Source organism: Xanthomonas sp. NCPPB 3959, assembly GCF_056675575.1.
This window is the reverse complement of sequence record NZ_JBWWVR010000011.1, coordinates 129,347-153,683: the sequence shown is the minus strand read 5'-3', so window position 1 is coordinate 153,683 and position 24,337 is coordinate 129,347. Positions and strand designations below refer to the sequence as shown.

At 59.2% G+C, this 24,337-nt stretch carries 23 protein-coding genes and 2 pseudogenes; 20 read left to right on the top strand and 5 right to left on the bottom strand.

Features of this window, described 5'->3' with window-relative positions; all coding sequences use genetic code 11:
* Positions 1-32: 32 nt before the first annotated feature.
* The 4 genes from AC1KVG_RS14460 (at position 33) to AC1KVG_RS14445 (ending at position 4,339) form a co-directional block, all read left to right on the top strand.
* A complete protein-coding gene (locus AC1KVG_RS14460) occupies positions 33-1,913 on the top strand; it encodes a DUF5906 domain-containing protein (protein ID WP_407364943.1) in 1,881 nt (626 codons plus the stop codon).
* 70 nt (positions 1,914-1,983) lie between these two features.
* A complete protein-coding gene (locus AC1KVG_RS14455; protein ID WP_481094851.1) occupies positions 1,984-2,220 on the top strand; it encodes a hypothetical protein in 237 nt (78 codons plus the stop codon).
* A 67-nt stretch (positions 2,221-2,287) separates the two neighbouring features.
* Positions 2,288-3,331: an ArdC family protein gene (locus AC1KVG_RS14450; protein ID WP_407364941.1), complete on the top strand. Its 1,044-nt coding sequence runs from the start codon at positions 2,288-2,290 to the stop codon at positions 3,329-3,331.
* A gap of 138 nt (positions 3,332-3,469) precedes the next feature.
* Entirely contained in the window at positions 3,470-4,339 is an 870-nt protein-coding gene (locus AC1KVG_RS14445) for a hypothetical protein (protein WP_407364940.1), read from the top strand.
* 495 nt (positions 4,340-4,834) lie between these two features.
* Here the strand turns inward: AC1KVG_RS14445 and AC1KVG_RS14440 are convergent, their stop codons facing one another.
* On the bottom strand, positions 4,835-5,779 hold the full coding sequence (locus AC1KVG_RS14440; protein ID WP_407364939.1) for a hypothetical protein: 945 nt from the start codon (positions 5,777-5,779) through the stop codon (positions 4,835-4,837).
* A gap of 480 nt (positions 5,780-6,259) precedes the next feature.
* Here AC1KVG_RS14440 and AC1KVG_RS14435 point away from each other — a divergent pair.
* Positions 6,260-6,773: pseudogene (locus AC1KVG_RS14435) on the top strand (JAB domain-containing protein).
* 29 nt (positions 6,774-6,802) lie between these two features.
* Here the strand turns inward: AC1KVG_RS14435 and AC1KVG_RS14430 are convergent.
* Positions 6,803-6,949, bottom strand: coding sequence for a hypothetical protein (locus AC1KVG_RS14430; protein WP_407364978.1), 147 nt, complete (start codon positions 6,947-6,949; stop codon positions 6,803-6,805).
* Positions 6,950-7,456: 507 nt separating this feature from the next.
* Here AC1KVG_RS14430 and AC1KVG_RS14425 point away from each other — a divergent pair.
* The 5 genes from AC1KVG_RS14425 (at position 7,457) to AC1KVG_RS14405 (ending at position 14,155) form a co-directional block, all read left to right on the top strand.
* The gene (locus AC1KVG_RS14425) at positions 7,457-9,019 is read left to right on the top strand and encodes a site-specific DNA-methyltransferase (RefSeq protein WP_407364937.1); all 1,563 of its coding nucleotides are present in this window, start codon (positions 7,457-7,459) and stop codon (positions 9,017-9,019) included.
* 2 nt (positions 9,020-9,021) lie between these two features.
* Entirely contained in the window at positions 9,022-11,667 is a 2,646-nt protein-coding gene (locus tag AC1KVG_RS14420) for a DEAD/DEAH box helicase (RefSeq protein WP_407364936.1), read from the top strand.
* 49 nt (positions 11,668-11,716) lie between these two features.
* Entirely contained in the window at positions 11,717-12,628 is a 912-nt protein-coding gene (locus tag AC1KVG_RS14415) for a hypothetical protein (protein WP_481094850.1), read from the top strand.
* Positions 12,629-12,730: 102 nt separating this feature from the next.
* Positions 12,731-13,309, top strand: coding sequence for a hypothetical protein (locus tag AC1KVG_RS14410; protein ID WP_407364933.1), 579 nt, complete (start codon positions 12,731-12,733; stop codon positions 13,307-13,309).
* Positions 13,310-13,384: 75 nt separating this feature from the next.
* Positions 13,385-14,155, top strand: a complete 771-nt coding sequence (locus tag AC1KVG_RS14405; RefSeq protein WP_407364932.1) for a hypothetical protein — start codon at positions 13,385-13,387, stop codon at positions 14,153-14,155.
* Here the strand turns inward: AC1KVG_RS14405 and AC1KVG_RS14400 are convergent.
* From AC1KVG_RS14400 to AC1KVG_RS14390, 3 genes and pseudogenes are all read right to left on the bottom strand, one after another.
* Complete coding sequence (locus AC1KVG_RS14400; RefSeq protein ID WP_407364931.1) at positions 14,142-15,254, bottom strand: Y-family DNA polymerase; 1,113 nt, start codon at positions 15,252-15,254, stop codon at positions 14,142-14,144. The genes AC1KVG_RS14405 and AC1KVG_RS14400 overlap by 14 nt on opposite strands.
* Before the next feature lie 86 nt (positions 15,255-15,340).
* A pseudogene (locus AC1KVG_RS14395) lies at positions 15,341-15,403 on the bottom strand (hypothetical protein); the annotation flags it as partial.
* Between the two features lie 205 nt (positions 15,404-15,608).
* On the bottom strand, positions 15,609-16,067 hold the full coding sequence (locus tag AC1KVG_RS14390; RefSeq protein WP_407364930.1) for a LexA family protein: 459 nt from the start codon (positions 16,065-16,067) through the stop codon (positions 15,609-15,611).
* 203 nt (positions 16,068-16,270) lie between these two features.
* Here AC1KVG_RS14390 and AC1KVG_RS14385 point away from each other — a divergent pair, with 203 nt between their 5' ends.
* The 10 genes from AC1KVG_RS14385 to AC1KVG_RS14340 all read left to right on the top strand — a co-directional run bounded on the left by AC1KVG_RS14385 (position 16,271) and on the right by AC1KVG_RS14340 (position 24,332).
* Positions 16,271-17,206 carry a hypothetical protein gene (locus tag AC1KVG_RS14385; RefSeq protein WP_407364928.1) on the top strand — a complete coding sequence of 312 codons (936 nt, stop codon included), beginning with the start codon at positions 16,271-16,273 and terminating at the stop codon, positions 17,204-17,206.
* Positions 17,207-17,296: 90 nt separating this feature from the next.
* Entirely contained in the window at positions 17,297-17,575 is a 279-nt protein-coding gene (locus AC1KVG_RS14380) for a hypothetical protein (RefSeq protein WP_254806840.1), read from the top strand.
* A 325-nt stretch (positions 17,576-17,900) separates the two neighbouring features.
* A complete protein-coding gene (locus tag AC1KVG_RS14375) occupies positions 17,901-18,560 on the top strand; it encodes a hypothetical protein (RefSeq protein WP_407364927.1) in 660 nt (219 codons plus the stop codon).
* A 479-nt stretch (positions 18,561-19,039) separates the two neighbouring features.
* Positions 19,040-19,951 (top strand): SHOCT domain-containing protein, encoded by a 912-nt coding sequence (locus AC1KVG_RS14370; RefSeq protein ID WP_481094849.1) that lies wholly within the window; start codon positions 19,040-19,042, stop codon positions 19,949-19,951.
* A gap of 75 nt (positions 19,952-20,026) precedes the next feature.
* On the top strand, positions 20,027-20,488 hold the full coding sequence (locus AC1KVG_RS14365) for a hypothetical protein (RefSeq protein WP_323536183.1): 462 nt from the start codon (positions 20,027-20,029) through the stop codon (positions 20,486-20,488).
* Positions 20,481-20,945 (top strand): hypothetical protein, encoded by a 465-nt coding sequence (locus AC1KVG_RS14360; RefSeq protein ID WP_254806836.1) that lies wholly within the window; start codon positions 20,481-20,483, stop codon positions 20,943-20,945. Before AC1KVG_RS14365 ends, AC1KVG_RS14360 begins: the two co-directional genes overlap by 8 nt.
* A complete protein-coding gene (locus AC1KVG_RS14355; protein WP_254806835.1) occupies positions 20,942-21,394 on the top strand; it encodes an N-acetyltransferase in 453 nt (150 codons plus the stop codon). The genes AC1KVG_RS14360 and AC1KVG_RS14355 overlap by 4 nt, the downstream gene beginning before the upstream one ends.
* Before the next feature lie 65 nt (positions 21,395-21,459).
* Positions 21,460-22,146 (top strand): hypothetical protein, encoded by a 687-nt coding sequence (locus AC1KVG_RS14350; protein ID WP_481094848.1) that lies wholly within the window; start codon positions 21,460-21,462, stop codon positions 22,144-22,146.
* A gap of 798 nt (positions 22,147-22,944) precedes the next feature.
* Positions 22,945-23,424: a JAB domain-containing protein gene (locus tag AC1KVG_RS14345; RefSeq protein ID WP_481094847.1), complete on the top strand. Its 480-nt coding sequence runs from the start codon at positions 22,945-22,947 to the stop codon at positions 23,422-23,424.
* A 248-nt stretch (positions 23,425-23,672) separates the two neighbouring features.
* Positions 23,673-24,332, top strand: coding sequence for a DUF1629 domain-containing protein (locus tag AC1KVG_RS14340; RefSeq protein ID WP_323536240.1), 660 nt, complete (start codon positions 23,673-23,675; stop codon positions 24,330-24,332).
* Positions 24,333-24,337: the final 5 nt, after the last annotated feature.

Sequence of the window (24,337 nt, the reverse complement as noted above, 5' to 3'; positions counted from 1 at the left end):
GGCAGGGCGAGGGTTCGTTGGAGCTAACTACAATGTCTAAACTTAATGTGGCCGAAGATCCGTCGGCCGTCAAGCCCGCAAACGTTCATTTCCTGATCGAAAAGCACTGGGAGAAGAATCGCGAGGAGTTCTCCAGCAACCTGAAGGTGGAGCACCGGGCACTGGATCGGCACAAACAGGCCAAGCTCAACAAAGGCGAGTTGCGCCCGGAAAGCTTGGACTATCTCTACGCTCGCCACCTCCAGCTTGGCCTGGACGGCAACCTCTGGGCAAGCGTCCGCGACGAGTGGGCAACCCAGTCCACGCTGATCTATCGTTGGGAAGCCAACCACTGGTCCATGGTCCATGGCGGCAAAGGGCAGGGCCTGGCGTCCGATTGGCTGGACACCAACATCCCCGCCAAGGCCTGCGACAAGACCGCCGCCGGGCTCTGGGCCTACGCACGCACCCGGTTGGGCCAGCAAGCGCCCTTGCCGCAACTGGAAGGCCGCTCGTTGGTGCCGTGTCAGGACGCTTACCTGGAGATCAGCAAAGACAGCATCCAGGCACTGGCCCCAGCGCCACGCTATGGCATGACTCACGCGATCAACATCACCACCAACGCCGCGCATGGCCAGGCTTACACTCCCAAGCCCCTGCCTGCCGACAGCCTGCTGGCGACGTTTCTGGCCCGGGCTCTGCCTGACGAAGGCGTTCGGGACCTGGTGCAGGAACAGTGCGGCATGACGTTGCTGCCGGGCAGCTATCAGATGGCAGCCTGGTGGCACGGCGCGGCGGGCTCCGGCAAAAGCAGCCTGGCCGAAGCGGTGGAAGGCATGCACAACAAGGTAGCCCGCCTGGATCTGGCGACGTTGAGCGACGTGTTCGCGCTGGAGCACATCATCGGCGCGAACCTGATCTTGGTCGATGAGGTGGAATGCGACCGCTGGAAGGAAGGCACGTTCAAGACCCTGGTCAGTGGCAACGGCATCGGGATCAACCGCAAGCACTTGTCCGTTCTGAACTACCACTCCAAAGCGAAGTGGATCATCACGTCGAACTCCGCGCCGTTCTTCCGTGACAAGTCCGGCGGCGTGGCCCGACGCCTCTCCGTCGTGGAATGGGCACACGCGATCCCCGAGTCCGAGCGGATCCCAGACTTCCACAAAAAACTGCTTGCCGAGGAAGGACAGCTGTTCCTCGATTGGATGCTGGAAGGCGCCCGCCGGGTCGTGGCACGCGGCCGTTTCATGGCCGACCACGAGCTGCCGGAGGCTGCTCGTGCTTACAAACAAGCCGTGATCCACAACGCCGATTCCATCGCCAGTTGGGTGCATTCGGACCGAGTGTCGTTTGGCGAAGCCGCAGGCAGCGGCCATTGGAGCAGCATCAAGGCCATGCACACCCGCTACGTGTCCTGGTGCCAAAAGAAGGGCTTTGAGGCCGAGGAAATCCTCTCGCAACGCCAGTTCACCCGCGGTCTGAAGACCGCCGGGCACCTGCGCGGGCGGCCCTCCAATCGCCGGATCAACGGAGAGCAGGCCGATTGCTTCCTCTGCATCTGGCAGGGGGAGCAAACCGACCAAGAGCGTGCGGAGGAAGCCGCCCAGAAGCGCCTGGCCTCTATGACCCCCGAGCAGCGGCAGGCCGAGGTAAGCGCCATGCGCGCCGCCAACGATGAATCCAACCAGGCCAGCGTGGCCCGGGCTGAAGCCCTGTCAAAAAAGGACTGGGAGGAAACACCATCGGAGATCCGCGAGATTTTTGGGTTCAGCGCGACCACGCCGTATGAGCAGGTTCAGGCCGAACGCCGCGAGACCCGCGCAAGGCAGGCGAAGGAGGCTGCAGGTTGGGTGTCCCAGGACAAACGCGAGACGGAGGCACGGGAATGCCGCAAGGCCGAGGGCGCTAAAAAGAAAGCGGCAGGAGAGTAAGGGCGGAGGCCTTTACTTTTCCCCAGGCTGCGGTATTGCAAAGGGGTGTCCCAGCAAAGGAGCCCTAACCATGCCATCGCCCAACCCAATTCCCGAAGACGCTTTCCTGGAAGAGGCCATCGGTCTGTCCGATCTGGAAGGCCCCGAGGTTGATCCGCAGTTCCTCCTGATTCGTTCCGCATTTGGTTTGCACATCAAGCAAGGCAAGCCGGGCGACGACGGATTACGCAGCGAAAACGACATCGCCGACTTGGTGCGTCGTCTGCTGGACCAGCGTAAATCCGTAGATCTGCACTTCGAGTTCTAAACCCAACCACCCACAAGCACCTGCTTAAGAGGCGCAGGCGTTTGAAAAAGATTTGAGGCACCACCCTATGTCCAAGTATTCCGATCTCATCCAAGCCACCGCCGAGCGCATGCTCCAACTCATGCAGCAGGGCACCATTCCTTGGCGCCGGCCCTGGAACGACGCCAGCGCCCCGCAGAACGGCAGCATCAACGGGCCATACAACCCGAGCACTGGCAAAGCCTACCGCGGCTCGAACACCCTGATCTTGCGTGGAGCCCAACTGGTGCACGGATACAAGGACAACCGATGGTTGACCTTCAAGCAGGGGCTTTCCGTCGGCGCTCAGGTAAGGCGCGGCGAAAAGGGACAGCAGATCGCTTACTGGGATTTTTCGAAGACTGGCAGGGCACAGCCAGGCGAGCAACCCGAGCCATCGGAGGGCGAGGGCAAGGGCTATCAGGGCCCGTCCGTGTTCGTGGCTACCGTCTTCAACGGCTCGCAAATCGACGGCTTGTCGCCACTCCCGCCTCCGTTCGTCATGCCCGAGTCGATCCGCAACCTCCGGGTTCGAGAGCTGCTGGACCAGCACCAGCCCAAGCTCCACCACGACGGCGGCAACCGGGCGTTCTACTCAATCGTCGCAGACTCGATTCACCTGCCCAAGCGCCACGCTTTCAGCGACGAGGCGAGTTATCAGTCAACGATGCTCCACGAGCTCGCCCATTGGACCGGCGCAAAGCACCGGCTCGACCGCGACCAGTCCGGGAGGTTCGGCAGCCAAGATTATGCCAAGGAGGAGCTGGTAGCCGAGCTGTGCAGTCTCTTCATTTCCGAGCGCTTGGGCATCGCGCTGGGCAAAGAACACGAAGAGCAGCATGCCGCCTACCTGCAGTCCTGGATGAAGGCCTTGGCTGACGACCCCAGGACCCTGTTTCGCGCGGCCAGTCAGGCAGAGAAGGTCATGACGTTTCTCGACGTCCAGGCATTCGAACGCGAACCGCTACCGCAGATCATGACGGCGCAGGACACGGAGCAGAGACGCGTCAAGGGCTCCAATGAGGCGGGGAGAAGCTCCCGCATACCAGATAACGAGTGCCGGGTGGCTACTACCTGCATGGATTTCCCGTGAAGGGCTGCAGGCGGCAAGTCGTGCTTTAGCTCAGCTCTACCGCTCAGCTGGTGCCAAAGAATTGACGTCGGATGACTAGGGCTGGAGCATAAAATCCGGCCCAGATATCGGCTAGTATCCAAGAATACTCAGGGAAGAATGGCGGCCAAACGCATGAGCAATGGTGATCCTTTCCATGGAGTGGATTATGTGCTTAGCCTGGGTCAGTCCGTCGATGGTCACTCCCGTGGCGAGCACCCCGAGCATACCCTCGCGCGGCTGAGGCACGAAGAAGAACTTAGAAAGATAAACGCTCGCATGTTAGAGCTGGCGGGGCAGATTGGTGCCACCGGAGGCGGGCATGATCTCGGCAAGGGCTTTCTCGCTGGGCTCGGTGAGTTCTTGCGTGTGGCGTTTAAAGTGTCGGCCGTTTCCACTGCGGTCCTTGCGGTGGTCTTGTCTGTTCTCGTTGCAATGCCTGCGACTCGCTATCACACGCTCTGGGTGATGTCCGAACTGGTCCGAGTCCCCCTGGATGCATTTCCTGCCCATTCTCGCTATGTCTCACCAATAGAGGTGGTGTCCGAGGGACTTTCTATCAATCCCACCAAGACGCGGTTGACGGTCCATCAGTTGCGTCGTTTTGACCTCAACGTTCTCAAGGCGGGAAAGCGCTGGAAGCAGATGAGTGTTCAAGAACGCCGCATGTTGCTGGCGGCTTATCGCGGCAAGACCGCATTTGACTCCGGCGAGGAGTTCTTGTTCTTGCGTAAAGATGAAAGAGCACGGTTTGATGAGGCCTTCTCCGAGATGATCAATGATGCTGCTACACAAAGTCAGGCCGTGGCCGACCGGGCTACCCGGCTGCTGAGCGGAATCGGCGATCTGGACGATGCTGCATGGGCTCGCCTAGGGAGGACGTCCTTCTCGGGAAATTGGCGGTCTCGGATTCAATGGCTTTCGAATCAGTTGATGTTCGAAGCGGAACGCGCCAGAAGGATGCAGGGATACCTCAGTATCTCTTTTTAGTCATGAGCTCAATATTTAAGGAGTGATAAATGAAATGGATTCTGGGTTTTCCCTTATTGGTTTTGCTTCGCTGGCCTCCGGCGCCGAGCCGAAGTGGGTGAGGATATTCACGCCTGCACTGAGTGCGCCCGAAGTTTTCTACTCCCCAGCAACCGCTCGCATTGAAAGCGATCGCGGGACGAAGGTGCGGGCTGTCGACGTAAAATGCGGTTGCCGTTGATGGCCAAGAGCATCGTGAGACCTGGAAAGTCGTGGATGCAGAGTGATCATGGCCCAGCGCCATGGGTAAGCCGGAAGATGGTCTTGGCCTGGGTGCTCCACCAAGACGGGGTCATTGCCTATCCCTAAGGCCGGCACCCAGACCCCCCGTATAGGAGAACGTGGCGGCGCTGGACCTGGTGTTGTCGCACGAGGAAATTGTTGAACTGGACAAGGCTTTCCCAGCACCAAGCCGAAGGACCGCTGGAGATGATCAGACCTTCAGCGGCGCAACTACTACCTGGCCTTGTCCACCAGCCACTCAACAAAGCCAAGCTTAACGATCAGCTCTGCGAGACGATCTCGACCGATGATGTAGACGTTTGGTATCTCTGTCTGAAGATCCTGAGCAGAGTTGTGGATGTAAAACATCTTTACGCCTTCGCGCTGGGCCATTTGCTCTATGTAGCTGTCCAGTTCGGCTTGTTTAGACTTGGCTTTGATCTGGGCAAAAGCGATTTCGCCAGTCAGCGGTAGCTCGAGATCTAGATCAATGGTTTTTTCGCCGCCTCCGCGCTGATTGTTTCGACGCCACCCGCTTGCCGTGGTGATGAGGTCGGCAAGGACTTCGAAGTCCTGCCAGGTGAGTTCGCCGATCAGCGGTTTGACGGATTCAACCAGCGCCTTGTAGGCGATTTCTGCGTCTTCGACGGCCTTGGGGCTCTGGCCATTCAGACGCTGCAAGAGCTGCTTGTGGGCAGACAGCAGGTGGGTTGTGCCTTGGACCCGCGACGCAGCGTTGATGGCACCCGATAAGTTACGGCGGTTGAGGACGTTGCCTTTGCAGTCCTTGTTGGACCAGGCGCCGCGAACTTTGCGGAAACTGTAGCCTTCGGCGCTGTCAGGCAACGGCACGGGCTCTCCGGGTTCTAGGAAGCACCAATAGAGGTCCCCTGCAAAGAAGGTCACCCACAAGGTGGTGCCATCGTCTTGGAAGTAGGCCTTCAATGCGTTGGTCACGTAGGTAGGAAACCCAGCGCCCCGGTTCTCATCGAGCCAGCCATTTCTGACCCCGACCCAATCGCCGTCCCTCATCTTCTGTAGTTGCTCGGGGTCCGAGGAATCAAAGCCGAAGCACAAGATCTGTCGCTCCTTGATGCTCAGTTGCTCCCACTGGCCTCCTTTGCCAAGCTTAATGAAGCGAACGCTTGATGGCTGGATAGGGAAGGTGGGTCCGGTCATGAGGTTCAACGTCTACTTTCTGGGGCCAACAATAGCTCATGGGCAGTGCTTGTGCGCCGGACTACGAGGTTCAGCGGACCGAGGGAAGGGGAGGGAGGGATGGCGGCGAAAGCCGCCGGTTATCGCTCTGCTTCTGGCCAAAAGTCCGATGCGATCAAAGCCACGCTGGACCAAGGCTTAACTCCCCTGCGGTGGCTCGCCGTATTGGCATAGATCCGAGTGCGGGTTACAGGTTTTGCAAACGTGCATGCCTATCTATCGCTACCAAACCCCAGTCCACTGTAAGCACTCCACGGCTCCCGACGATGCGCCTCTGAAAAGGAGTCCTGGCTCCGCTTCCTAGCCCGCAAGCCTGCGGCTCCTCCTCCCCGTTTCGGCCCACCTGCGCGCGGCTGACGCGGCGCTGACTCCAGGTGCTGTTGGTCAGATCGCTCCGCTGACCGGTTCTCCCGAGGCGCATCCAGCGCCGGGAGCCAAGCGATGAAGCGCAACCTCAACGACACCTGGGCCCAGTATCAACTGCTGATGGACAAGGACGGCATCCTTCTCGCTGCGGAAGAAATCCTGCACCGCCTGGAACGCCGACGCACCATCGAATCACCGACAGAGGTCATCAGCTACCTGGCCGCCCGCTGCGCCCACTTGCCGCACGAAGTCTTTGGCCGCATGTGGCTGGATACGCGCCACCGGGTCATATTTGTTCACCGGCACCGTCGACAGCTGCGAGGTTCATCCACGCATCTTCGCCAAGCGTGCCCTGGAGCTCAACGCCGCCGCCATGGTTCTATTCCACAACCACCCCTCAGGCAACCCCGAGCCCAGCGCTGCAGTCCGCGCCATCACTGCCAAGCTCAAGCAGCTGCTGGACCTGCTGAACGTGCGGGTTTTGGACCACGTCGTCCTGGGTGGGACCCACGCCGAGAGTCTGGCGGCCAGGGGGGGGCCTCCAGATACAACAAAGCCCGCAAAACCGGGCTTGTGTTGCTGGCCCTGAGGGCCATGAACTCCCATGTCTGGAGCCCTTTATGCAGTAGCTGCTACACCGGTAACGGTGCCGATAGCGAGGTCGTATACAACAGGCAGTACGGAGCGCATTGCCTTGCCTAAGGTGGTCGACTGGATGTCCGAGGAACGACTGTTGTTGCGGTTCGAGGTGTTGGATTTCTTCATGTTCTTACTCCTAGTGGTTGATGACTTCTTCTTCCATGCCCCCATGCCGCGATTGACCAGATTCTCAATGAAACGTAAAGCCACGGCTCCTACCGAACCCACTATCAGCACCGCCGTTGTTTCGAGCAACGGCAGCTGTGCCAATGATGTGATGGTATCAAAAACCGGTCCTTAAGTCAAGCAAGTCATTGAATAGTATAATTAAAATAGATTTTTGGACGGTTGGTGTCGGCCGAGTGGCTGGCGAGGGTAAGCTGTCCCAGCAAGCGGAGACCTACCCCAGATGGACGGGACAGCAGGCATGGAATCGGCAGGACTCAACAAGCCCCGGGCAGGGGATTCTTCATCCTCGAAGCTGTAAGGGCCTAGTCGCAGCCCATGGTCTCGCCCCGTGCGACAAAGAAAGGGCAATCTAAACAGTGAGATAGGTGCAGCCAGTTGCCAGAGTGCTGGCAGCAGTAGCTGCGCCTGGCCGATACTTGGCCGCTGTATTTGGGGATGTGTTAGATGCCGCTACTGTCTTGGTTCAATCGCGACGAGGATCTCACCCGCGCCGCCGGAGCTCCGTATCGCTTGTTGGAGCCGCTTAACAGCCTGTCGTATGGCGAAGCGGACTCTCCTAACATGCTCATCCATGGCAACAACCTGGATGCGTTGAAAGCCCTGCTGCCTTACTACGCTGGGCAGGTGAAGTGCATCTTCATCGATCCGCCCTACAACACCAAAAGCGCGTTTGCCCAATACGATGACAACTTGGAGCACTCCAAGTGGCTGTCGATGATGTATCCCCAGCTGGAGCTGTTGAAAGAGCTGCTCGCTGACGATGGGTCGCTTTGGGTTTCCTTGGACGACAACGAAGCGCACTACTTCAAGGTCATCGCCGACGAGGTGTTCGGTCGAAAGAACTTCATTGCGACCATTGCCTGGCGCAAGCGCGATGGCGCGCCCAACGACCGAAAGATCGGCAGCGTCCACGACCACGTGATGGTGTGGGGCAAGTCCAAGAGCCCCACGGCCAAAGCGACGTTGGCCGAGCTGAACTTCAATCTCATGCCACGCACCGACAAGGCCAACGCCCAATACCGGGTGTTTGCAGAGCCGGATGGTCCAGACGAGCGCGGCGCCTTCCGCAAGATCGACACGACGGCCAACGGCAAAGGTGGTCGATTCGTGCAAAGCCTGTTCTACGGCATCACCAACCCCTACACCGGGGAAGAGGTATGGCCGCGTAAGGGAACCTGCTGGCGGCATTCCAAAGCCGACATGGAAGCCCTGCAGAAGGACCGGCGCCTTTACTGGGGCGTGGACGGCAAGGCCGGAACTCCAATGCGCAAGCTCTTCTTGGAAGAAGCGAAGAAGGGCATGACCACCCCGACGATGTGGGAAGACACGGGCCTCAACCAGCACGCCAGCCGAGAGATGGAGTTGCTGTTCGGCGAGAAGGCCGCGTTTGAGACCCCTAAGCCTGAAGCGCTGCTCCACCGGATCATCCATGTCGCCAGCAACCCTGGCGATATTGTGCTGGACAGTTTCCTGGGCAGCGGCACCACAACGGCAGTGGCCCACAAGATGAACCGCCGTTGGATTGGCGTGGAGTTTGGCGACCACGTTCGCACCCTCTGTCACGAGCGCATGAAGAAGGTGGTGGACGGGGAGCAGGGCGGTGCGTCGGAGCTGGTGGGTTGGGAAGGTGGCGGTGGCTTCCGCTTTTACAAACTGGGCGCTCCTGTGTTCGATGAGAACGGCCACATCCGTGAGGACATCCGGTTCGAGCACCTCGCGGCCCACGTCTGGTTTGCCGAAACAGGCTGCGCGCGTTCCAGCCGCGCTCCCAAGGTTCCGTTCTTGGGGGCGCATGGTGGTGTGGGTTACTACCTGCTGTTCAACGGGATCCTGGGCGACGAAAGCAAGACGGGGGGCAACGTGCTGACCAAGCGCGTGCTGCGCTCCCTGGAGAAGTTCGAAGGACCGAAGGTGATCTACGGCGAGTCTTGTGCGCTGTCCGACGAGCAACTGCATGAACTGGAAATCACGTTCAAGCAGACCCCTTACGACATCAAGGCCCGCTGAAGATGACGCTTGCCCTTAAGACCTATCAAACCCGTTCGCTGAACCGCCTGTCACTGTTTTTCAAGGCAGCACGGCTGGACGGCCCTGCCGATGCCTTTGCAGCATCGGTGGACGACGGGCTGATTGATACCTACAAGCCCATGCCCGGCTTGCCCGAAGTGCCCTACGTCTGCCTGCGTATTCCCACAGGTGGCGGCAAGACGGTGATGGGTGCTCACGTCATCAACACCGCGGGCACGGACTACTTGGAACGCAAGTTGCCGGTGGTCATGTGGATGGTGCCCACCACCCAGATCAAGACCCAGACCCTGGATGCCTTTCGCAACCCCAGGCACCCCTACCGTCAGGAGCTGGACAAAGCCTTTGGCGGCCAGGTCGTCGTGTTCGACGTGGCCGACTTTGCCCAAATCCGCCCGGCTGATCTGCTGACCAAGTGTTGCATCGTGGTCGCCACCGTGGCTGCGCTGCGCGTGGAGAAGACGGAAGGGCGCAAGGTCTACGACCACCACGAGGACTTGGAGCCCCATTTCGTTGGAGGCGTTGCAGACCTTCCTTATCTTGAGCGCAACGACAAGGGCAAGGTGGTGGCGTCCTTTGCCAACCTCTTGAAGCTTCATGGCCCGCTTGTGGTGATGGATGAAGCCCACAACGCCACCACCCCGTTGAGCTACGAGGTCTATGTTCGCCTGGGCCCGCGCGCGGTGGTTGAAATGACCGCCACCCCCGATATGAAGAGCTCCAACGTGCTGGTGTCGGTTTCTGCCTTTGAACTGAAGGCCGAGAACATGATCAAGTTCCCGGTGGTGTTGAAAGAGCACGAAAGCGATTGGCCCGTAGCCATCAGCAGCGCGGTGGCACGGCGCAAGGCGCTGTCGAAAATCGCTACCAACGAGCCGGACTACATTCGTCCCATCTTGCTCATCCAGGCCGAAAGCGCCAAGGGCGTCGCCACCGTCGAAGAGGTGCTCAAGCACTTGGAGGAGGTAGAGAAACTTCCCAATGACTCTGTGGCCGTTGCTACAGGCGATCACCGTGGGATTGAAGGCAAGGATCTCTTTGCCAAGGACTGCCCGATTGAGGTCATCGTCACCAAGCAGGCGCTGAAAGAAGGCTGGGATTGCAGCTTCGCTTATGTCTTTTGCTCGGTAGCCCAGGTGAAGTCCGACAAGGACATTCAGCAGTTGCTGGGGCGCGTGTTGCGCATGCCTTATGCGACTCGCCGCAAGCAAGACGAAATGAACAAGGCTTATGCCCATGTCACCACTACGAGCTTTGGCAAAGCGGCGGGAGAGCTCACCCAGTCGCTGGTGAACATTGGTTTCAACCCCTTGGAAGCCGCTGCTGCTATCCGCGGGTCCAAAACTGATGGCGGACCTCTGGAGCTCACGGGTGGGTCGATGAACACCCCAACCTTGCCAGTGACCCGGATCGAGTTGGAGAAAGCCCCCGATCTGTCCAGTGCTCCAGAGCGCGATCACGAGCGAGTGGTGTTTAAGCTGACGCAGGAAGGCGATGGAAACAGTGGTGTGGTGGAGTTGACCAACGATCTGGACGATTCCACAGTCGCGGCCATCCTCAAGTCGGTGCCGGCCAAGCGGCGCGAAGAGGTCGCTGCCCAGGTCGAACGCCACCAGATGCTCACGGCAGCCGCCAAGGCGCCCAGCGAGCACGGCATCCCGTTCCGAGTCCCACGCCTTTACACAGTAGAGCAAGGCGAGCTGGAGCTGGTTGATCGCAGCGTCGTGACCCAGGGTCTGAAATGGAACCTGGGCGATTACCCTGCGGACCTTTCCAGCTTCCACTTTGACAACGATTCGATGACCTTCGAGGTGGATCTTGAGAAAGGCAGCGTGGTCTACCACTCGATCAAGGACGACGTCGGGACTTACCTGCCAGGGTTTGCCGAGAACAAAACGGCCAACGACCTCATCGGCTTTCTGGATGGAAAGATCCGCGACATCCACATCCGGCAGCCCGAGGTGCGGGAGTGGGTGCGGGTGGCCATCGAGGGGCTCATGAACGACCGGGGTTTCTCACTGGCGCAGCTACTCCGCGGCCAGTTCGTGCTCCAGCGCAAGTTTTCCGAGCTCCTTCAGTCCACCAAAGCTGCTGTCTTGGCCAAGGGGTTTCAGCAAGCCTTGTTTGAAAGCGGCATGGAGCTGGTGGTGGACGATGGCCCGGACCACGCGTTCGAGTATCCGGCCGACATGACGAAATACCCGGCGCGGTTCTCTTACCAGGGGCCCTACCGGTTTTCCAAGCACTACTACCCGGTGCCAGGGGATCTGACCTGGAAGACGACGAAGGGCGAAGGCGAGGAATACGAGTGCGCAAAGGCCATCGACTTGCTGCCGGAGGTGGAGTTCTGGGTGCGCAACTTGGCTCACCCCTCCCAGTTCTGGATGCCCACCTCGCGCCAGCGCACCTACCCGGATTTCGTGGCGCGGTTAAAGGATCAGCGCCTCTTGGTTGTTGAATACAAGGGCAGCGATCGGTTTACCGCTGACCAAGAAAAAGAGAAGCGGATGGTCGGAGACCTTTGGGCAGCGAAGAGCAAGGGCAAAGGCGTCTACATCATGGCCGTCAAGGAGCAACATGGCCCCAGCGTCACTGATCAGATCAAGGCTGCGATCAACAAGAAGTCATAGGAAGGCACCCGCATTGGGTGCTATGGAATAAAGGAAACAGGGGGGGGCTGTGAAGATCTTTGAAGTGGTTGCCGACTCGGCAGATGGAATCGCAAACATCCGTGTTGACTCGGATGTGTTCAGGGCTTACCCGGCGATAGAGCGCTCGGCGAAGGTCATGGAGGCTTCGGAGGCGAAGAAGATTTTTGATGACTATTTGGCCGCGTTCAAGGTGGGCAAGGTGGGGGCGATGGCTTCGATGTTGCCCGTCTTAGGAGGGGTGGCTCAGATGACGACCGCACTGAGTGCTGTATATCGAACCTCAAAGCTTCAGGAAACCCCGCAAGCCATTTACAAGGCGTTGTGGGCGGACTTCCAGGCTTTTGCAAAGGAGTTCGATAAAGCCGCAGTGCCCATCCAGCGAGCAGCGGTGAACGCTCGGTTTCCGGGTAGTGCCGGCATCGGTCTGGGTTTTTACACGGTGCACCCCATGGCGGACGACCGCCTGGTCCCCGTGGAAGACTTCCACGTCGCACTGAAGGATGAAAAGGATTCCGAACTGATGGACCTGATGCGCGTCATGGGCGCCACGTCTATTTCCATCATCGACCGCATAAGCAATGAAGCAGGCGGTTCTGCGGGCGTTGCCGAAGCAACTTCCGGAGTGGGTGGCACGTTCGGTGGCGGAAGCAAGTCAGGGAACGAGTCTGTGACGAAAGCCACCATGTCTGGCCATGACGGCCCGGTGCCGGATGACCTGGTGGAGAAGTCCATTTGGTTTCGTAACGATCCGAAGGTGCAGTCCATCTTCAAGGGCAGAAAAGATGGGAATCGAATCCACAGCTTTACGCTCCAGAACACTTATACGCAGTCATTCGGGTTCGATTTCGACATGGCGCTCAAAGTGACCAAGATCGACTTGAAGGCCAAGTTTGAGAAGCTTCGCCGAGTTGAGCGTGTCTTCGAGGTTTCGTTTACTTGATCTTGCGGGTAGCAATGTGTCGGCTCGCAAGTGGTCGCAACGGAAGGTGGAGGAACAGTGTTAGGAAAATTCTGCAGCATCTCCTGCTGGCGAAAGAGGAAAGTGCTGGCCGTTCTGACGGCTTTTTCTGTCCTTGGAGGCTGGGCATGTCTGGCTCAAGCCAAGCCCAAGTGCGAGGCCGATACCTTCACCGGCAAGAAGGGCTGCGTTTACGGCACCGGCACGATTGGCATGGCTGGCGTTGGCAATCAGATCATCACTGCTGACGGGCAAATGGGATTTCAACGTGCTGTTATGTTCGTATACAAGCCTTTGGATGTCAGCTCGATTCTCTTCCGTGTCGACGGACGCCGCACCATTCGATTGAGTGCTAAAAACACCAGTCGGCCGGATGTGCGTTGTTCTGGCCAGCTTTGCACGTGGTCATGGACCGTGCTCGCGCCGATCTCTGGAGACTTTCTTAAGGAGTTGGCGAGCGCCGATGACTTGATCATGGTGATGGTGTCGGATGACCACCAGCGCAGCGAGGAAATGACGATGAAGAAGGGCGGGAAAATTTTTCGCAAGTTCCTGGAGGACATCCAGGCCAACGAGCCATCGGTCCTGGAAACCTCGAAAGCAGAGGCGTTTGTCCAAGTCGGTTCGGACCTACAGCCCTACGGTCCACACGCTTCGCCTTAAGGATTCAACGTGAGCCAGACGCCAAAGACGTTGGGGGTCCCAGTCACGCGCAGACGCAGAGGCATTTTCTGCTTCATGGCTGAAGAGATTGCATTGCAGGTCAAAGAGCAACGCTTTTACCTGGTGGAGTCCAAGGCTCGGCTCCTGCCGCCGTTTGCTTCGATTGAAGCGGAGGCGGACGCGAAGGAGAAGGAATGCAGGGAGATCCCGCCAGAATATTTCGATCCTGAAGACGGGGACATGTCCATGGTCTACGAGGCGGCGTTCCATCGCGGCCTTGAGCACTACGATCTGCTCCAGGAGATGCGCCAGCGCACCATCCTGGGCATCGCTGCCGGCATGTATCACCACTTCGACAAGAGCCTTCGCGTCCGTGTGGCGCGTGAGCTGCGCCAGTCTGGCTGGGTAGTGGGCGAAAAGACCCGCGATCAGATCTGGCGGTCGGATTGGAGCAACCTAGAATCGCTGCTTGTTGCATTGGGTTGGGACGTCCCGTCAGCGACTGGTTACCAAGACCTGGAAGCATTGCGACTGGTCGTGAACGCGTTTAAGCATGGGGAGGGCCAGTCCTTTGAGGACCTCAAGAAGTGCTTTCCCCGGTTTATCCCAACGCTAACGTCGGGGAGCCCCTGGGCATACGTGGACTACACGCACTTGTGCGTCACCGAAGACCATCTAGACGCGTTCTCCCAGGCTATTGAGAGCTTTTGGAAGGACATCCCACTCACGTTGTCCGTCAGGGAAGGTGTTGTTTTGTTGGAGCTGCCTGCGTTTTACGCGAAGGCGATGCAGAAGGATGGGGTCCCCGTCGTGATGGCCAGTCCGGGCGCTTCTACTTCACCCTGACGAGTTGATCCCACCGAGTCGTGTAGGCCGGAGACAACGCGGCCTGGTTCATCGCCCAGACCTGCTTGCGCTGCTCACCACCTCGCACCCGCTTGGCCGACGAGGCAAAGGCCATCGAGCCGCGCCCAAACTTCGCGTTGGCGCGATCCATGACCTCCATGAGCGCTTTGCTCCGTGGATCAACCCTCGAGAAGAGATCGCCCTGGTGCAAGTCGCCCGCGGTCAGGTCCAGCAGTCCGATGCCGGCCTTTTTGTAGCGGTAGCCCGGTTTCCACATCGCCTTGGTCAGCCCTTGAACGACCTTCAGCAATTCACGTGTGTCCACGGTTGGGGCCACGAAGTTGAATGCTTTGCTGGGGTGGTATTGCGGAGCACCAGGCTTGAAAGGGTTGGTGTGGAGAAACACCCAGACGCCGCCGGCCTGGAGCGTTCGACCTCGCAGCTTTTCGCAGGCCCTTTGCGCAAAGGTGGCCACCGCCTGCTGAAGGTCCTCGATGGTCGTGACCTCGCGCCCAAATGACCTGGACACCACGATCTGCTGTCGATCCGGCTCGACCTCTTCCAACCCCGAGCACGCGATGCCCTGGAGCTCGCGCTGGGTGCGGGCGAGGGTCACGCCATACCGCGACCGCAAGGTTTCAGTGTCCGCCCGGGCCAGGTCCGCGGCGGTCAAAATCCCTTCGATGTCGAGCTTGGCCCGGGTGCGATGGCCCACGCCCCACACGTCTTCCACCTCGAAGCGCTCCAGCAAAAGAGAGCCGGGCAGGGCAGTCATGACCCCAAGCACGGTCTTCTTGGCCGCCTTGTTGCCCAGCTTCGCCAACGTCTTCGTGGGCCCGATGCCGACGCAGCAGGGAATGCCGGTCCACTTCAAGATCCTGGCCCGGGCCTCCGTCGCCACGCGCTCGTGATCGCGCTCCGGGATGCCGTCGAAGGACACGAACGACTCGTCGATGGAGTAGACCTCAACCTGCGAGAAGAGTTCCCGCAAGACCGACACCACACGCCCGGACAGGTCTCCATACAGGCCGAAGTTGGCCGATAGGACCTTGAGCTGACGGCGGACCTCGGGCGGGACCTGGTGGATCGGTTGCCCCATGCCCACGCCCAAGTCCTTGGCTTCCTGACTCCGGGCACCGCGCAGCCGTCGTTGTTGGACAGCACGACGACCGGCCGCCCACTCAACGAGGGGTTGAACACCCGTTCGCAAGAGGCGTAAAAGTTGTTTCCGTCAACAAGGCCAAGCATGGAGTTCACGTGGGAAAGGAAACCAAGAAGTCATCAGCAGAGTTGGAGATTGGGAGTGACGCATGGAATGACGCGCGTTTGCGCGAGCAAGACCCAGATACATGGGCGGCAAACAAGTCGCCAAAAGCTGGCAATAGCATCCTGTATGACAGCACTCCCGCGGTAACCAAGCCCTCGACGGCAGGAGATCGGCGTATCTAGCTTCTTACCGCCTCAACTGCTTTCGAAAGCTCCAGGTCACGACTCCCCAGACATCCAGGCCCACGTCTTCCCCAACCAGGATCGGGCCGTTGGCCGGGTTGCCGGAGTGGAGCTCGAAGCGACCACCGCGTCGGCGAAGCTGCTTGATCATGAAGCCGCCCTCCCAGTTCACCATGATGATGTCGCCGTGCTTGGCTTCCAGCGAGCGGTCCACCACCAAGGTGTCGCCCGGGAAGATCCCGAAATCGACCATCGACGTGCCGGTGTCGGCTTCCACAAAAGAGGTGGCGACCGGGTTGCTGACCACGCGCTGGTTGATGTCCAGCACGTCGGACATGTAGTCCTCGGCCGGGCTTGGAAAGCCACACGTGACACGGAAGCCAAGCAACGGGAGCGGCATCTGCAATGCGCGCAGGTCTGCAGCGCCAAGAAAGCCGGGTGGGGTGTGAGCGGGGTTGAGCATGGCGGCAAGTCTCCGGGGAGTTCGGATCACCCGGTGAGACGCAACCGGTGGAACAGGCTACGACCAAGCCCGGACCCCCGCTATTAGTATTTCCCTGAACGAGCCAAGCCCCCCCCCCGCCGCTGCAAGCAGAACTCAGGCGTGGAACGCGCGCGGCGACATCTCTTGTAACGTTTCACGCGCTATCAACCCAGGAGAATCGAATGAGTTTGACGGACCGAATCATTGAAATGCAGAGCCGACCGCCTGAGCCAGACCCCGCCGCATTCTCAGATATGGCTACCCGGGAAGTGGATGACGGGTGGCTGGCCACTGCCCCTCCAAGTGAGCAGACGAAGGCAATGCGGCTTTGGTTCCTTGAGCGCTATTGCGACCCCCAGATTGAAACGCCTTACAACTCTGATGCTGGCGCCTACTTCTTCCTGCGAGGCGGTCCCCACGATCCGAACGATGTCCTCCAAGAGCGCTTTGACGACGTGGTGACCTACGAGGTGATTGCAGAGCTTGTGAATGAACTTCATCAGGAGGTAGGTGACGAGTGGGCGCCAACGGAGCTCACTGCGGAGGACGAGTGGGACGATGTCTTCGTTGATCGGCCTGACGGCCCTATTCAGCGATTGGAAGAACGGTTGGCCGAACTTCGAACGATGACCGAGCTGAATGGTCCTCCCATGACTCGAATCCTTTTGCGTCAGCTGGTGTATGCGGCAGTCATTACTACTCTGGAAACGTTTCTCTGGGAGCAGGCGGCGTATTGGTTGGAACAGGATGCTTCAGCGATAGGCCGGCTCATTCAACGAGATCCGCACACGCAACAGCGGCTGGCTCAACTGGGTGATGACAGCGAGGGCAACAGGGCCACGATTGTCGTAGAACTCAACCAGGGGTTGAAGACGAAGGTCTGGCACCGCTGGGAGAAGAACGGACGTTTTTTAGGGCATTTGCTTGGTATCACCATGCCATCGTATGCGGCCCTTGAAGCCCCCACCAAGATTCGCCATGACATAGCGCACCGCGGCGGAAAAGACACTGAGCACAACCCTCACAACATCAGCCAAGAACATGTCGATGAACTGATAGCAGTGGTCACTTCATACGCCCAAGAAGTCCAGAGGGGGATAGACGGGCGAGGAACTTGATTAAGTGAAAAGCACTGGGGGATCCACATCGCCACACTGCGCTGCTAAGGTTCAAGGGCCGCCAGGAAGGCGGCCTACAGGGGACTACCCATGAGCTTAAAAAAGATTTGCGTTGCCGCAGCACTGCTGGCCCTCTCCGCCCCCGCCTTCGCCAAGCAAGGGGAGGTGTGTTCTTCTCCAGCCCAGGTCGGCACGATGAAGCCCCTGGACAGCACCACGACGTTTCAATGCAAGGCTGGCACCCTGACCATCGCCCAGCTCTACGAGAAGGGCTGGAAAGTGGTGTCGGTGTTCAGCCAGGCCACCATGAACCCCACCAACCCCACGCAGGGCGGGTTCTTCTGGACGGTGCTCGTCGAGAAGGATTGAGCGAAATCTTTTTCAAACTCATGGCCTGACACGGGTCGGGGCAGGGTGCGCGATCACCCTGCCACCGGCGCCAGCCCATGCTTGACCTCACGACGACTGTCTGGACGCGCGCTAGGAATCCCTGCCCACCCTACGTGCGCAGGCCTGGGACGAGAGGGCGTTGCAGATGGAGTTTGCGGCCGGCGGATGTGCTTGAGGACTCCGCAAGGGCCCCACGCCTCTCGTGGCCCAGCGACTGCAGGAATGCTGATCGCCGCTGCGTTGCCTTTGGAAGAGGACATCGAGGACGTGTTGTAGTCTCAAGAACCTAACGACAGGAGTCGTGATGCTGGCCCATGACCTACTGTCAAAAGCCATTAAAACTGCCACGCCAGGCCTAGATGAAGTGCGCTCGAAGGATTTGGCGAAAGGGCTTGAGAAAGAGATCCAGTTAGGGATTTTGAAAGAGCTGAAGAAAAAGTTTGGGGATGAGGCCATGAAAGAGAAATGGCTTCACGATTACCGCGGAGAAACGGTGCTTTTTGACACCGTAAAGTCACGTATCGACATCGTCTATCCCGGAAAAACAGCGAGCCGTGTGGTGGAGATCAAGGTGGTCCGTCTCCCTCGTCTGAAAGTTGGTCAGCTGTATGACTGGGGACAAATGACGGCAGACTATGCCCGCACTCGAATGGCCAAAGGCCTTGAAGGAGGCGAGCTCGTTGCTCTGCTTTACGGGCCAATAGTAGAGGCACTAGAGGAGGCCGACTTGGCTCGGGCTTTCCACAATCACATGTTTATCGACTACGAATCCTCGAGGCGTGGTGGTGATTTGGATCCCGAGCGCGCCGGGGAGGGGACGGAGGCGTATCGAAAGATGCGCAAGATCCAGAAGAAAGCGGGAAAGCAGTTGGGATGGGATCGCCCTTACAGGAGGGGAGATAAAGCGACGGTCGCAAAGGTGGGTCGATACGCCATCGTGAGTATTCCAATCCCCGGTTCATGATCGGGATAACGGAGCCGCGTATCGCAAGCTTCAGATCGACGAATTCTGCCAGCCCACTCCTCGGCTTGCTTCACTGAGCTGGTAAATGGGAGCACTAGCGCCTTTGCGAAGCTGCATCGGCAGCTCGCGGAAGCTTTTCCTGATGGCCGAGCACAGCGACCATGCGCTGCCATGGTTGTGGTCAAGGTTTTCTGTTGTTTTGCTACCTGAGTGAATAAAGAAGTCCCCATGCTCCGAGATGATGTGGCTGGCCGCGTCCTGAAGTCGGAACCTCCTGTGCTTCGGGTGCCAGTCGCAAGCATGTGGGTAGTTCGGCGGAAATAGTATTCGAGGCAGTAATGATGGCTTGCGATTCTTGTGGGATCGCAGTGGCTCTCCCCTGTTTTATTCGCAGCAGCACCTCAAAACGGTGTGCGTATTTTTGTTAAAAGAGTAATATTGCACAAGTAGTAAACGTCAAACGCTCAAGGGGGAATCTGATGTCTGCACGCACGTTAATTTTTCTGTTCGGTTTCATGCTCCTGCCATTCTCCGTGGCTGGATCACAGTTATTTGCTGTAACTCCGAGCGGGACGCCCGAGGCGGTGTTCTTGGGTAAGGCGTCTGCGGCGGCTTCCCGCTTGTCCAGCAAGTGCATGGACGTCCAATGGACGGTCGTAAGCAGCAGCGATACAGAGGTCGTCTGCGAGTCGCCGTTGAGCGCCGGGCAGTCCATCATGGGGCAGATGCTGCTCGGGAATAGCTATTCCACGCCTCCTCGGCGCTTCTTTCGCTTCAATGTGAGTGAATTGTCCGGCCTTTCACGCGTGCAGGTGTCAGGCTGGATGGAGACGCAGATGGCCTTCGGTCAGATGCAGCGCGCCCCGTTCTCGGGGGCGGATTTCCACAATAGCATCATGAGCTTCCTGATCAGTGCGGGAGGCTCATTTCCGGCGGGAACGACGTTTCCCAACCACGCTGTGCTCGGAGTTCTGGGTAGGGTTGTTCCGGGTGGTAGAAACGCTATCTATGAGGTGGCTGAGGTTACGCCCGGTGCAGCTGCGGACCGAGCAGGCCTCAAGGCAGGGGATACCATTACTTCGGTTGCCGGAAAGAAATTCAAGACCGATAGCGACTTTTTGGACTGCTTGGCTAAAGCCACTAAGGCGCCGACCTATCCACTCGACGTGACGCGCAATGGCTCTGCGCTGGCACTCACCGTTGAACGTGACTACCGACCCGCTGCCACTCAGGTCGCTACCGTCGCTGAGGACTCAACCACAGTGACCACCCCCGTAGCTCAAGCCGTTTCGGTTGCCGATGAGTTGACCAAGCTTCTGAAGCTCAAGGAGCAGGGTATCCTCACGCAGACCGAGTTCGATTCGCAGAAGAGCAAGCTGTTGAACCAATGAGCATTCCGTCCGCCACGTTCCGTGGCCCGGACTGGACGGTTGTTTCGATCATTAGAAGATCCCTGACACGAAGCGATGGACCATTTTGAAGGCGTGGTGCTGGACTACTTACGGGCTGATCGTGCGCTGTTCGTCAACAGCCAGTGCTGCATCCAGCTCAACGAAGGCGCCAACCCGGACACCAGCGGGCCGCACTGGTATTGCGATGCGGTGGCGGTGAGCTTCAAGGAGCAGGCCACCTATCTCTGCGAAATCACCTACGCCGCACGCGCGCCGTCGCTCTTGGCGCGTCTGCGGGCCTGGGACGAGCATTGGCCAGGGGTCAGGGCAGCGCTGGCCAGGGACAGCGGTGTGCCCCTGGATTGGAGCGCCAGACCTTGGCTGTTTGTCCCCGAGGCCAACGCCAAGGGCCTCCAATACGCCATCGGCGGTTTGAAAAACCTCCCCAGCCCCCGCGTCACGTTCTTGGAGGACGTGGTGCCGTGGCGCTACCGCTCTTGGGATCGCGGTGTCTACAAGGACGTATCCCATGACTGATCTCAACATCGCGGCCACCAGCTACGCCCTACTGCAGGGCGAAACCACCTGCTGGAAGTGTTCGGCAACCATCCCCGTAACCGCGCTTTGGGTGCCAGGGTTCATCGACAACGAAGACGAGGAATACCCGCAAGAGGGCGGGCCTTCGCTGCTGAAATACATCAGCGAGCTGGACGTGGGAACGATGGCCCGGGTCCAGGTCGAGGCTCCCTGGCTCAAGCCCAATTACTCGCAAACGGCTGACCGGACCTACTTGGCCAACCACTGCCAGGCCTGCGACGCGCTGCAGGGCGATCACTTCGTCTACGGCCCAGATGGCCCGTTCTTCCCGCAAGACCGGGCCGGCGTGGACCAGCTGAAAGTCATCCCTGGTCACGGGGCCGTGATGGCGAGCGCCTCCACGGCACAGTCGGGCTGGATTGCGTGGATCGCAATCCGATTACACGGAGGGCAATGAACATGTGGGAGTGGCGTCAACGATGCGCGTGGGGCACCGAAAGAATGCGGCAAGAGCTACGAACGCGGTTCTTACACTACGCGCGAACCTTTGGAAGCCAGCGTGGGCTGGAACACTTCGAAAATGCTACCGAGCAATCGCCCAATCTCTACGTCTATTTCGCAGGGCGACATGCCGGCTACGTCCACGAATGGGTGCTGAGAGGCGCGGCGGCTACGGTCGGGCATTTTGCGGTGGCGCGGGAGCTGGAGGGAAAGGGATTTGGCGAGCCGCTGCTTCGGGGCTTTGCTGAATCAATCCAGCGTGAACTGGGGGTCGCGCGGATCGTTTTTCGTGTCCGCAAGTTTTCGCCAGCGTATCAACAGCTGTTTCAGCGAGTGGGTGCAATCGCTACCGGACGCATGGTCGATGGCATCCCCGAGTGGGAATGGTGCTTCCCCAAGCCCTAGGCGTCGCGGCTGCTGAGACATCGCTGGGGCATGGTGGCCGGGCTACTACCCTTGGAGTTGTTGTCATGGCCTTCGATGTTGAAAAGTTGAACCTGTTAGAGAAAGTTCGGGATTTTCGCTTTGCTCTCGCATTGTTGGCGTTTGCAGCGCTGGCGGATGTGCTCCTGGTGTTGATGACGGGATCCAACCTGTGGGCCTTTAAGTGGAACGACATCGCCTCGCGCCCAGGTCCCTGGTTGTTGTTGGTCCTTGCTTACAGCGTGATGATGACCCTAGGCGCTGGGTTGATTTCTTCCTTCGCAATGGCCGTGCTGGAACTGTTTGTGCCCAAGATTCAGCACTGGCTGGCAACCCCTATCCCACCGCAGAACCCGGACCCGACGCGTTACGTCCATCGGTGGGAGGCCGAGAAGGCGTTGGCCCAAGTGGCCGAGTCGGCTCGCCCGAAGGCGGTGGAGAAACAACTCGCGGAGCGCGCGATTGACGAGGGGAGGTGGCAGGCCCTGGTGGGAGCGGGCTGGGTCGGGGTGGCGTTGGTGGCATTGGACTGGAACATGGCTGGCTCCGGCATCGCGGCTCTTTCGCAATGGCATGCATGGACGCCTTGGCTGGTTTTAGCCATCCCTGCACTGCCGTGCGTCTACCATGCATGGGTTGGCGTTCCGGTGCACGACTTAATTGAGTGGCCCCAGGTGGCGGAAGACCTCTATCAAAAGAGGTCCGCTGCCCTCGTTGCTATGCAGACCTCATGAGCGCCAGCGTTCTGGCCTGGCACGGGCTACAAGGCTCGGACGGCCAAGGCTGAGTTGGCGTTGGTTACTACCAGTTCTCCCCAGTAGAACCGCCGATAGTCCGACCCACTTCGCCCTCCTGCGGTAGATGAGAGCCTGAGTTGTCCCTTTGGTTCGGAAGCTCTTAAAGGTGTGGTCGACTATCTGCGTGCTTTCAGCTACGCAGACGCCGCTCGGTGCGGATGGTTCTGATCCCCCGGGCGGATGCGGACATGCGAGGCATGCTTGCCTTAAAAGCGAATATCCACCGGTCCAGGGCGGCCTTCAGCCGTTCATTTCACATGTCGCGGTGCCAGTCCGGAGATGCCTCGAGTGTCCCACAGCGTGGCGACATTTCGTTGATATGCACGCCTCAGCTACTGCGTCAGAAATGCGCTCAGTAGGAGTGATTTTGTGGACAGACGCTCAAGGCTGCTGGTGCTGACAACGGGTCGCAAACGGCGGGGTGCTGGCAAGCGGAGACAAGGTTAGTGCAGCAGATGGCAACGGCACGCGAGCAGCATCCGGCCCACCCTTGGCTTTTCGACCATTGGCAAGGGAGTCGCACATCACCACTCTCCACCAGCGCTGGGCCTCTTGAAGGGAATCTTGGCTTCGCTGTCCCGACCTCAAGGGCGAGCCTCCTCCTCGACGCTGGCGCTCTGTTGCGGCCCTCCGTTGCGCGCCGCTTGCGCGGTGCTTACTCCCGGGTGCGGTAGGGCCGGACGCTTCGCCTGTCGGTTCCCACGAGGCGCACAACGCGCTGGTGGAGACAAATCGATGAAGCGCACCCAAGACCTGAAGGCTCAATACCAACTCCAGATGGACGAGGAGGGCATCTTGCTCGCAGCAGCCAGCATCTTGGAGCAGCGCCTCCAGCGGCTGGGCCACATCCACAGCCCCGAGCAGGCCGGCAGCTACCTGGTCGCCCGCTGCGCCCACCTGCCGCACGAAGTCTTCGGCGTCGTCTTCCTCGACACCAAGCACCACATCCTGGCCGTCGAGCACCTGTTCACTGGAACCGTAGACGGATGCGAAGTCCACAACCGAGTGGTCGCCAAGCGCGCGCTGGAGCTCAACGCAGTCGCGCTCATCCTTTTCCACAATCACCCAAGCGGAAATCCCGAGCCCAGCCAAGCCGACCGCCAAGTCACTGAGCGACTGCAGCAAGCGCTGGCGCTTCTCGACATCCGAGTTCTCGACCATCTGGTCATCGGTGGACGGCAGCACGTCAGCCTGGCCAGTAGGGGGTGGGCATAGCCCACCCTTCACCTCTCCGGTCTGCCGACGCTAGACTGCCGAGGTAAATCCACATCCATGGAGCAGGAATGAAGGCGTTCCGCGTGCGAGGAATTGTGTGGGAGACCGATGGCAAGCGTCCTGCGTTGCCGGCCGAAGCCACGGTTGAATGCGATAGCCAAGACGGTATAGCCAACGCCCTCAGTGACGCCTTTGGTTGGCTTGTAAGCGACTTTACCGTCGTAGAAGAACTTGAAGAATTAGAGTCTATTGACTGGGCGCAACGTAGGAATACGACAATGATCAATGAACCCAAGAAAGGGGCGTTCTTCCAAGTGCAGCCAGACGCTCGGCGTGGAGGAAAAGGTCATGGGGTGGTCTTTGAAAACGAGAAGGTTCTGCGAACACCCCCGCGCCTGATCGTAAAGCCAAAGGAGGGCGGGTTCCCGCCGTTGCGCGAAACCCCGCGCCTCGTTTACCACCCGAGTGAGGGTGTATTGCCTGAAGACCTAGAGGGAGGCTTCAGCGGCTATTGGTTGGTTTCCGAACGGCTGCGCCGTGTGATGGAGTCAGTGGATGCGGAAGCGTTCGCCTTCGCTGAAGCTGACTATCGTTTGGCCGATGGTTCCAAAGGTCCGACCGTCTTCCTCTGCGATGTCGTCCGCACATTGGATGCCTTGGACGAAGATGCCTCTGAGCTCAACATCGAGATCAGTGACGACTTCGAAGCGGGAAAATACTACGACCTCACAGGCGATATCCGGCTGGCCTTCCGGCGAGAGGTGCTGGGTTCTGCACACGTTTTCAGGTTGTCTTTCCATGGCGGCGTCTTCTGCGATAGAGCGTTCAAGGAGGCCGTTGAGGCGGCGGGTATTGTCACGCCCAGAAAATCCAATGGGCTTTGGTTTTATGACGTTGTGAACTGCTGATTTGC

What these genes read in the sequence shown, in the direction of transcription:
- AC1KVG_RS14460 (WP_407364943.1), top strand. Translation starts at nt 33, where the DNA reads ATGTCTAAACTTAATGTGGCCGAAGATCCGTCGGCCGTCAAGCCCGCA.
- AC1KVG_RS14455 (WP_481094851.1), top strand. Translation starts at nt 1,984, where the DNA reads ATGCCATCGCCCAACCCAATTCCCGAAGACGCTTTCCTGGAAGAGGCC.
- AC1KVG_RS14450 (WP_407364941.1), top strand. Translation starts at nt 2,288, where the DNA reads ATGTCCAAGTATTCCGATCTCATCCAAGCCACCGCCGAGCGCATGCTC.
- AC1KVG_RS14445 (WP_407364940.1), top strand. Translation starts at nt 3,470, where the DNA reads ATGGCGGCCAAACGCATGAGCAATGGTGATCCTTTCCATGGAGTGGAT.
- AC1KVG_RS14440 (WP_407364939.1), bottom strand. Translation starts at nt 5,779, where the DNA reads ATGACCGGACCCACCTTCCCTATCCAGCCATCAAGCGTTCGCTTCATT.
- AC1KVG_RS14430 (WP_407364978.1), bottom strand. Translation starts at nt 6,949, where the DNA reads ATGAAGAAATCCAACACCTCGAACCGCAACAACAGTCGTTCCTCGGAC.
- AC1KVG_RS14425 (WP_407364937.1), top strand. Translation starts at nt 7,457, where the DNA reads ATGCCGCTACTGTCTTGGTTCAATCGCGACGAGGATCTCACCCGCGCC.
- AC1KVG_RS14420 (WP_407364936.1), top strand. Translation starts at nt 9,022, where the DNA reads ATGACGCTTGCCCTTAAGACCTATCAAACCCGTTCGCTGAACCGCCTG.
- AC1KVG_RS14405 (WP_407364932.1), top strand. Translation starts at nt 13,385, where the DNA reads ATGGCTGAAGAGATTGCATTGCAGGTCAAAGAGCAACGCTTTTACCTG.
- AC1KVG_RS14400 (WP_407364931.1), bottom strand. Translation starts at nt 15,254, where the DNA reads ATGGGGCAACCGATCCACCAGGTCCCGCCCGAGGTCCGCCGTCAGCTC.
- AC1KVG_RS14390 (WP_407364930.1), bottom strand. Translation starts at nt 16,067, where the DNA reads ATGCTCAACCCCGCTCACACCCCACCCGGCTTTCTTGGCGCTGCAGAC.
- AC1KVG_RS14385 (WP_407364928.1), top strand. Translation starts at nt 16,271, where the DNA reads ATGAGTTTGACGGACCGAATCATTGAAATGCAGAGCCGACCGCCTGAG.
- AC1KVG_RS14380 (WP_254806840.1), top strand. Translation starts at nt 17,297, where the DNA reads ATGAGCTTAAAAAAGATTTGCGTTGCCGCAGCACTGCTGGCCCTCTCC.
- AC1KVG_RS14375 (WP_407364927.1), top strand. Translation starts at nt 17,901, where the DNA reads ATGCTGGCCCATGACCTACTGTCAAAAGCCATTAAAACTGCCACGCCA.
- AC1KVG_RS14370 (WP_481094849.1), top strand. Translation starts at nt 19,040, where the DNA reads ATGTCTGCACGCACGTTAATTTTTCTGTTCGGTTTCATGCTCCTGCCA.
- AC1KVG_RS14365 (WP_323536183.1), top strand. Translation starts at nt 20,027, where the DNA reads ATGGACCATTTTGAAGGCGTGGTGCTGGACTACTTACGGGCTGATCGT.
- AC1KVG_RS14360 (WP_254806836.1), top strand. Translation starts at nt 20,481, where the DNA reads ATGACTGATCTCAACATCGCGGCCACCAGCTACGCCCTACTGCAGGGC.
- AC1KVG_RS14355 (WP_254806835.1), top strand. Translation starts at nt 20,942, where the DNA reads ATGAACATGTGGGAGTGGCGTCAACGATGCGCGTGGGGCACCGAAAGA.
- AC1KVG_RS14350 (WP_481094848.1), top strand. Translation starts at nt 21,460, where the DNA reads ATGGCCTTCGATGTTGAAAAGTTGAACCTGTTAGAGAAAGTTCGGGAT.
- AC1KVG_RS14345 (WP_481094847.1), top strand. Translation starts at nt 22,945, where the DNA reads ATGAAGCGCACCCAAGACCTGAAGGCTCAATACCAACTCCAGATGGAC.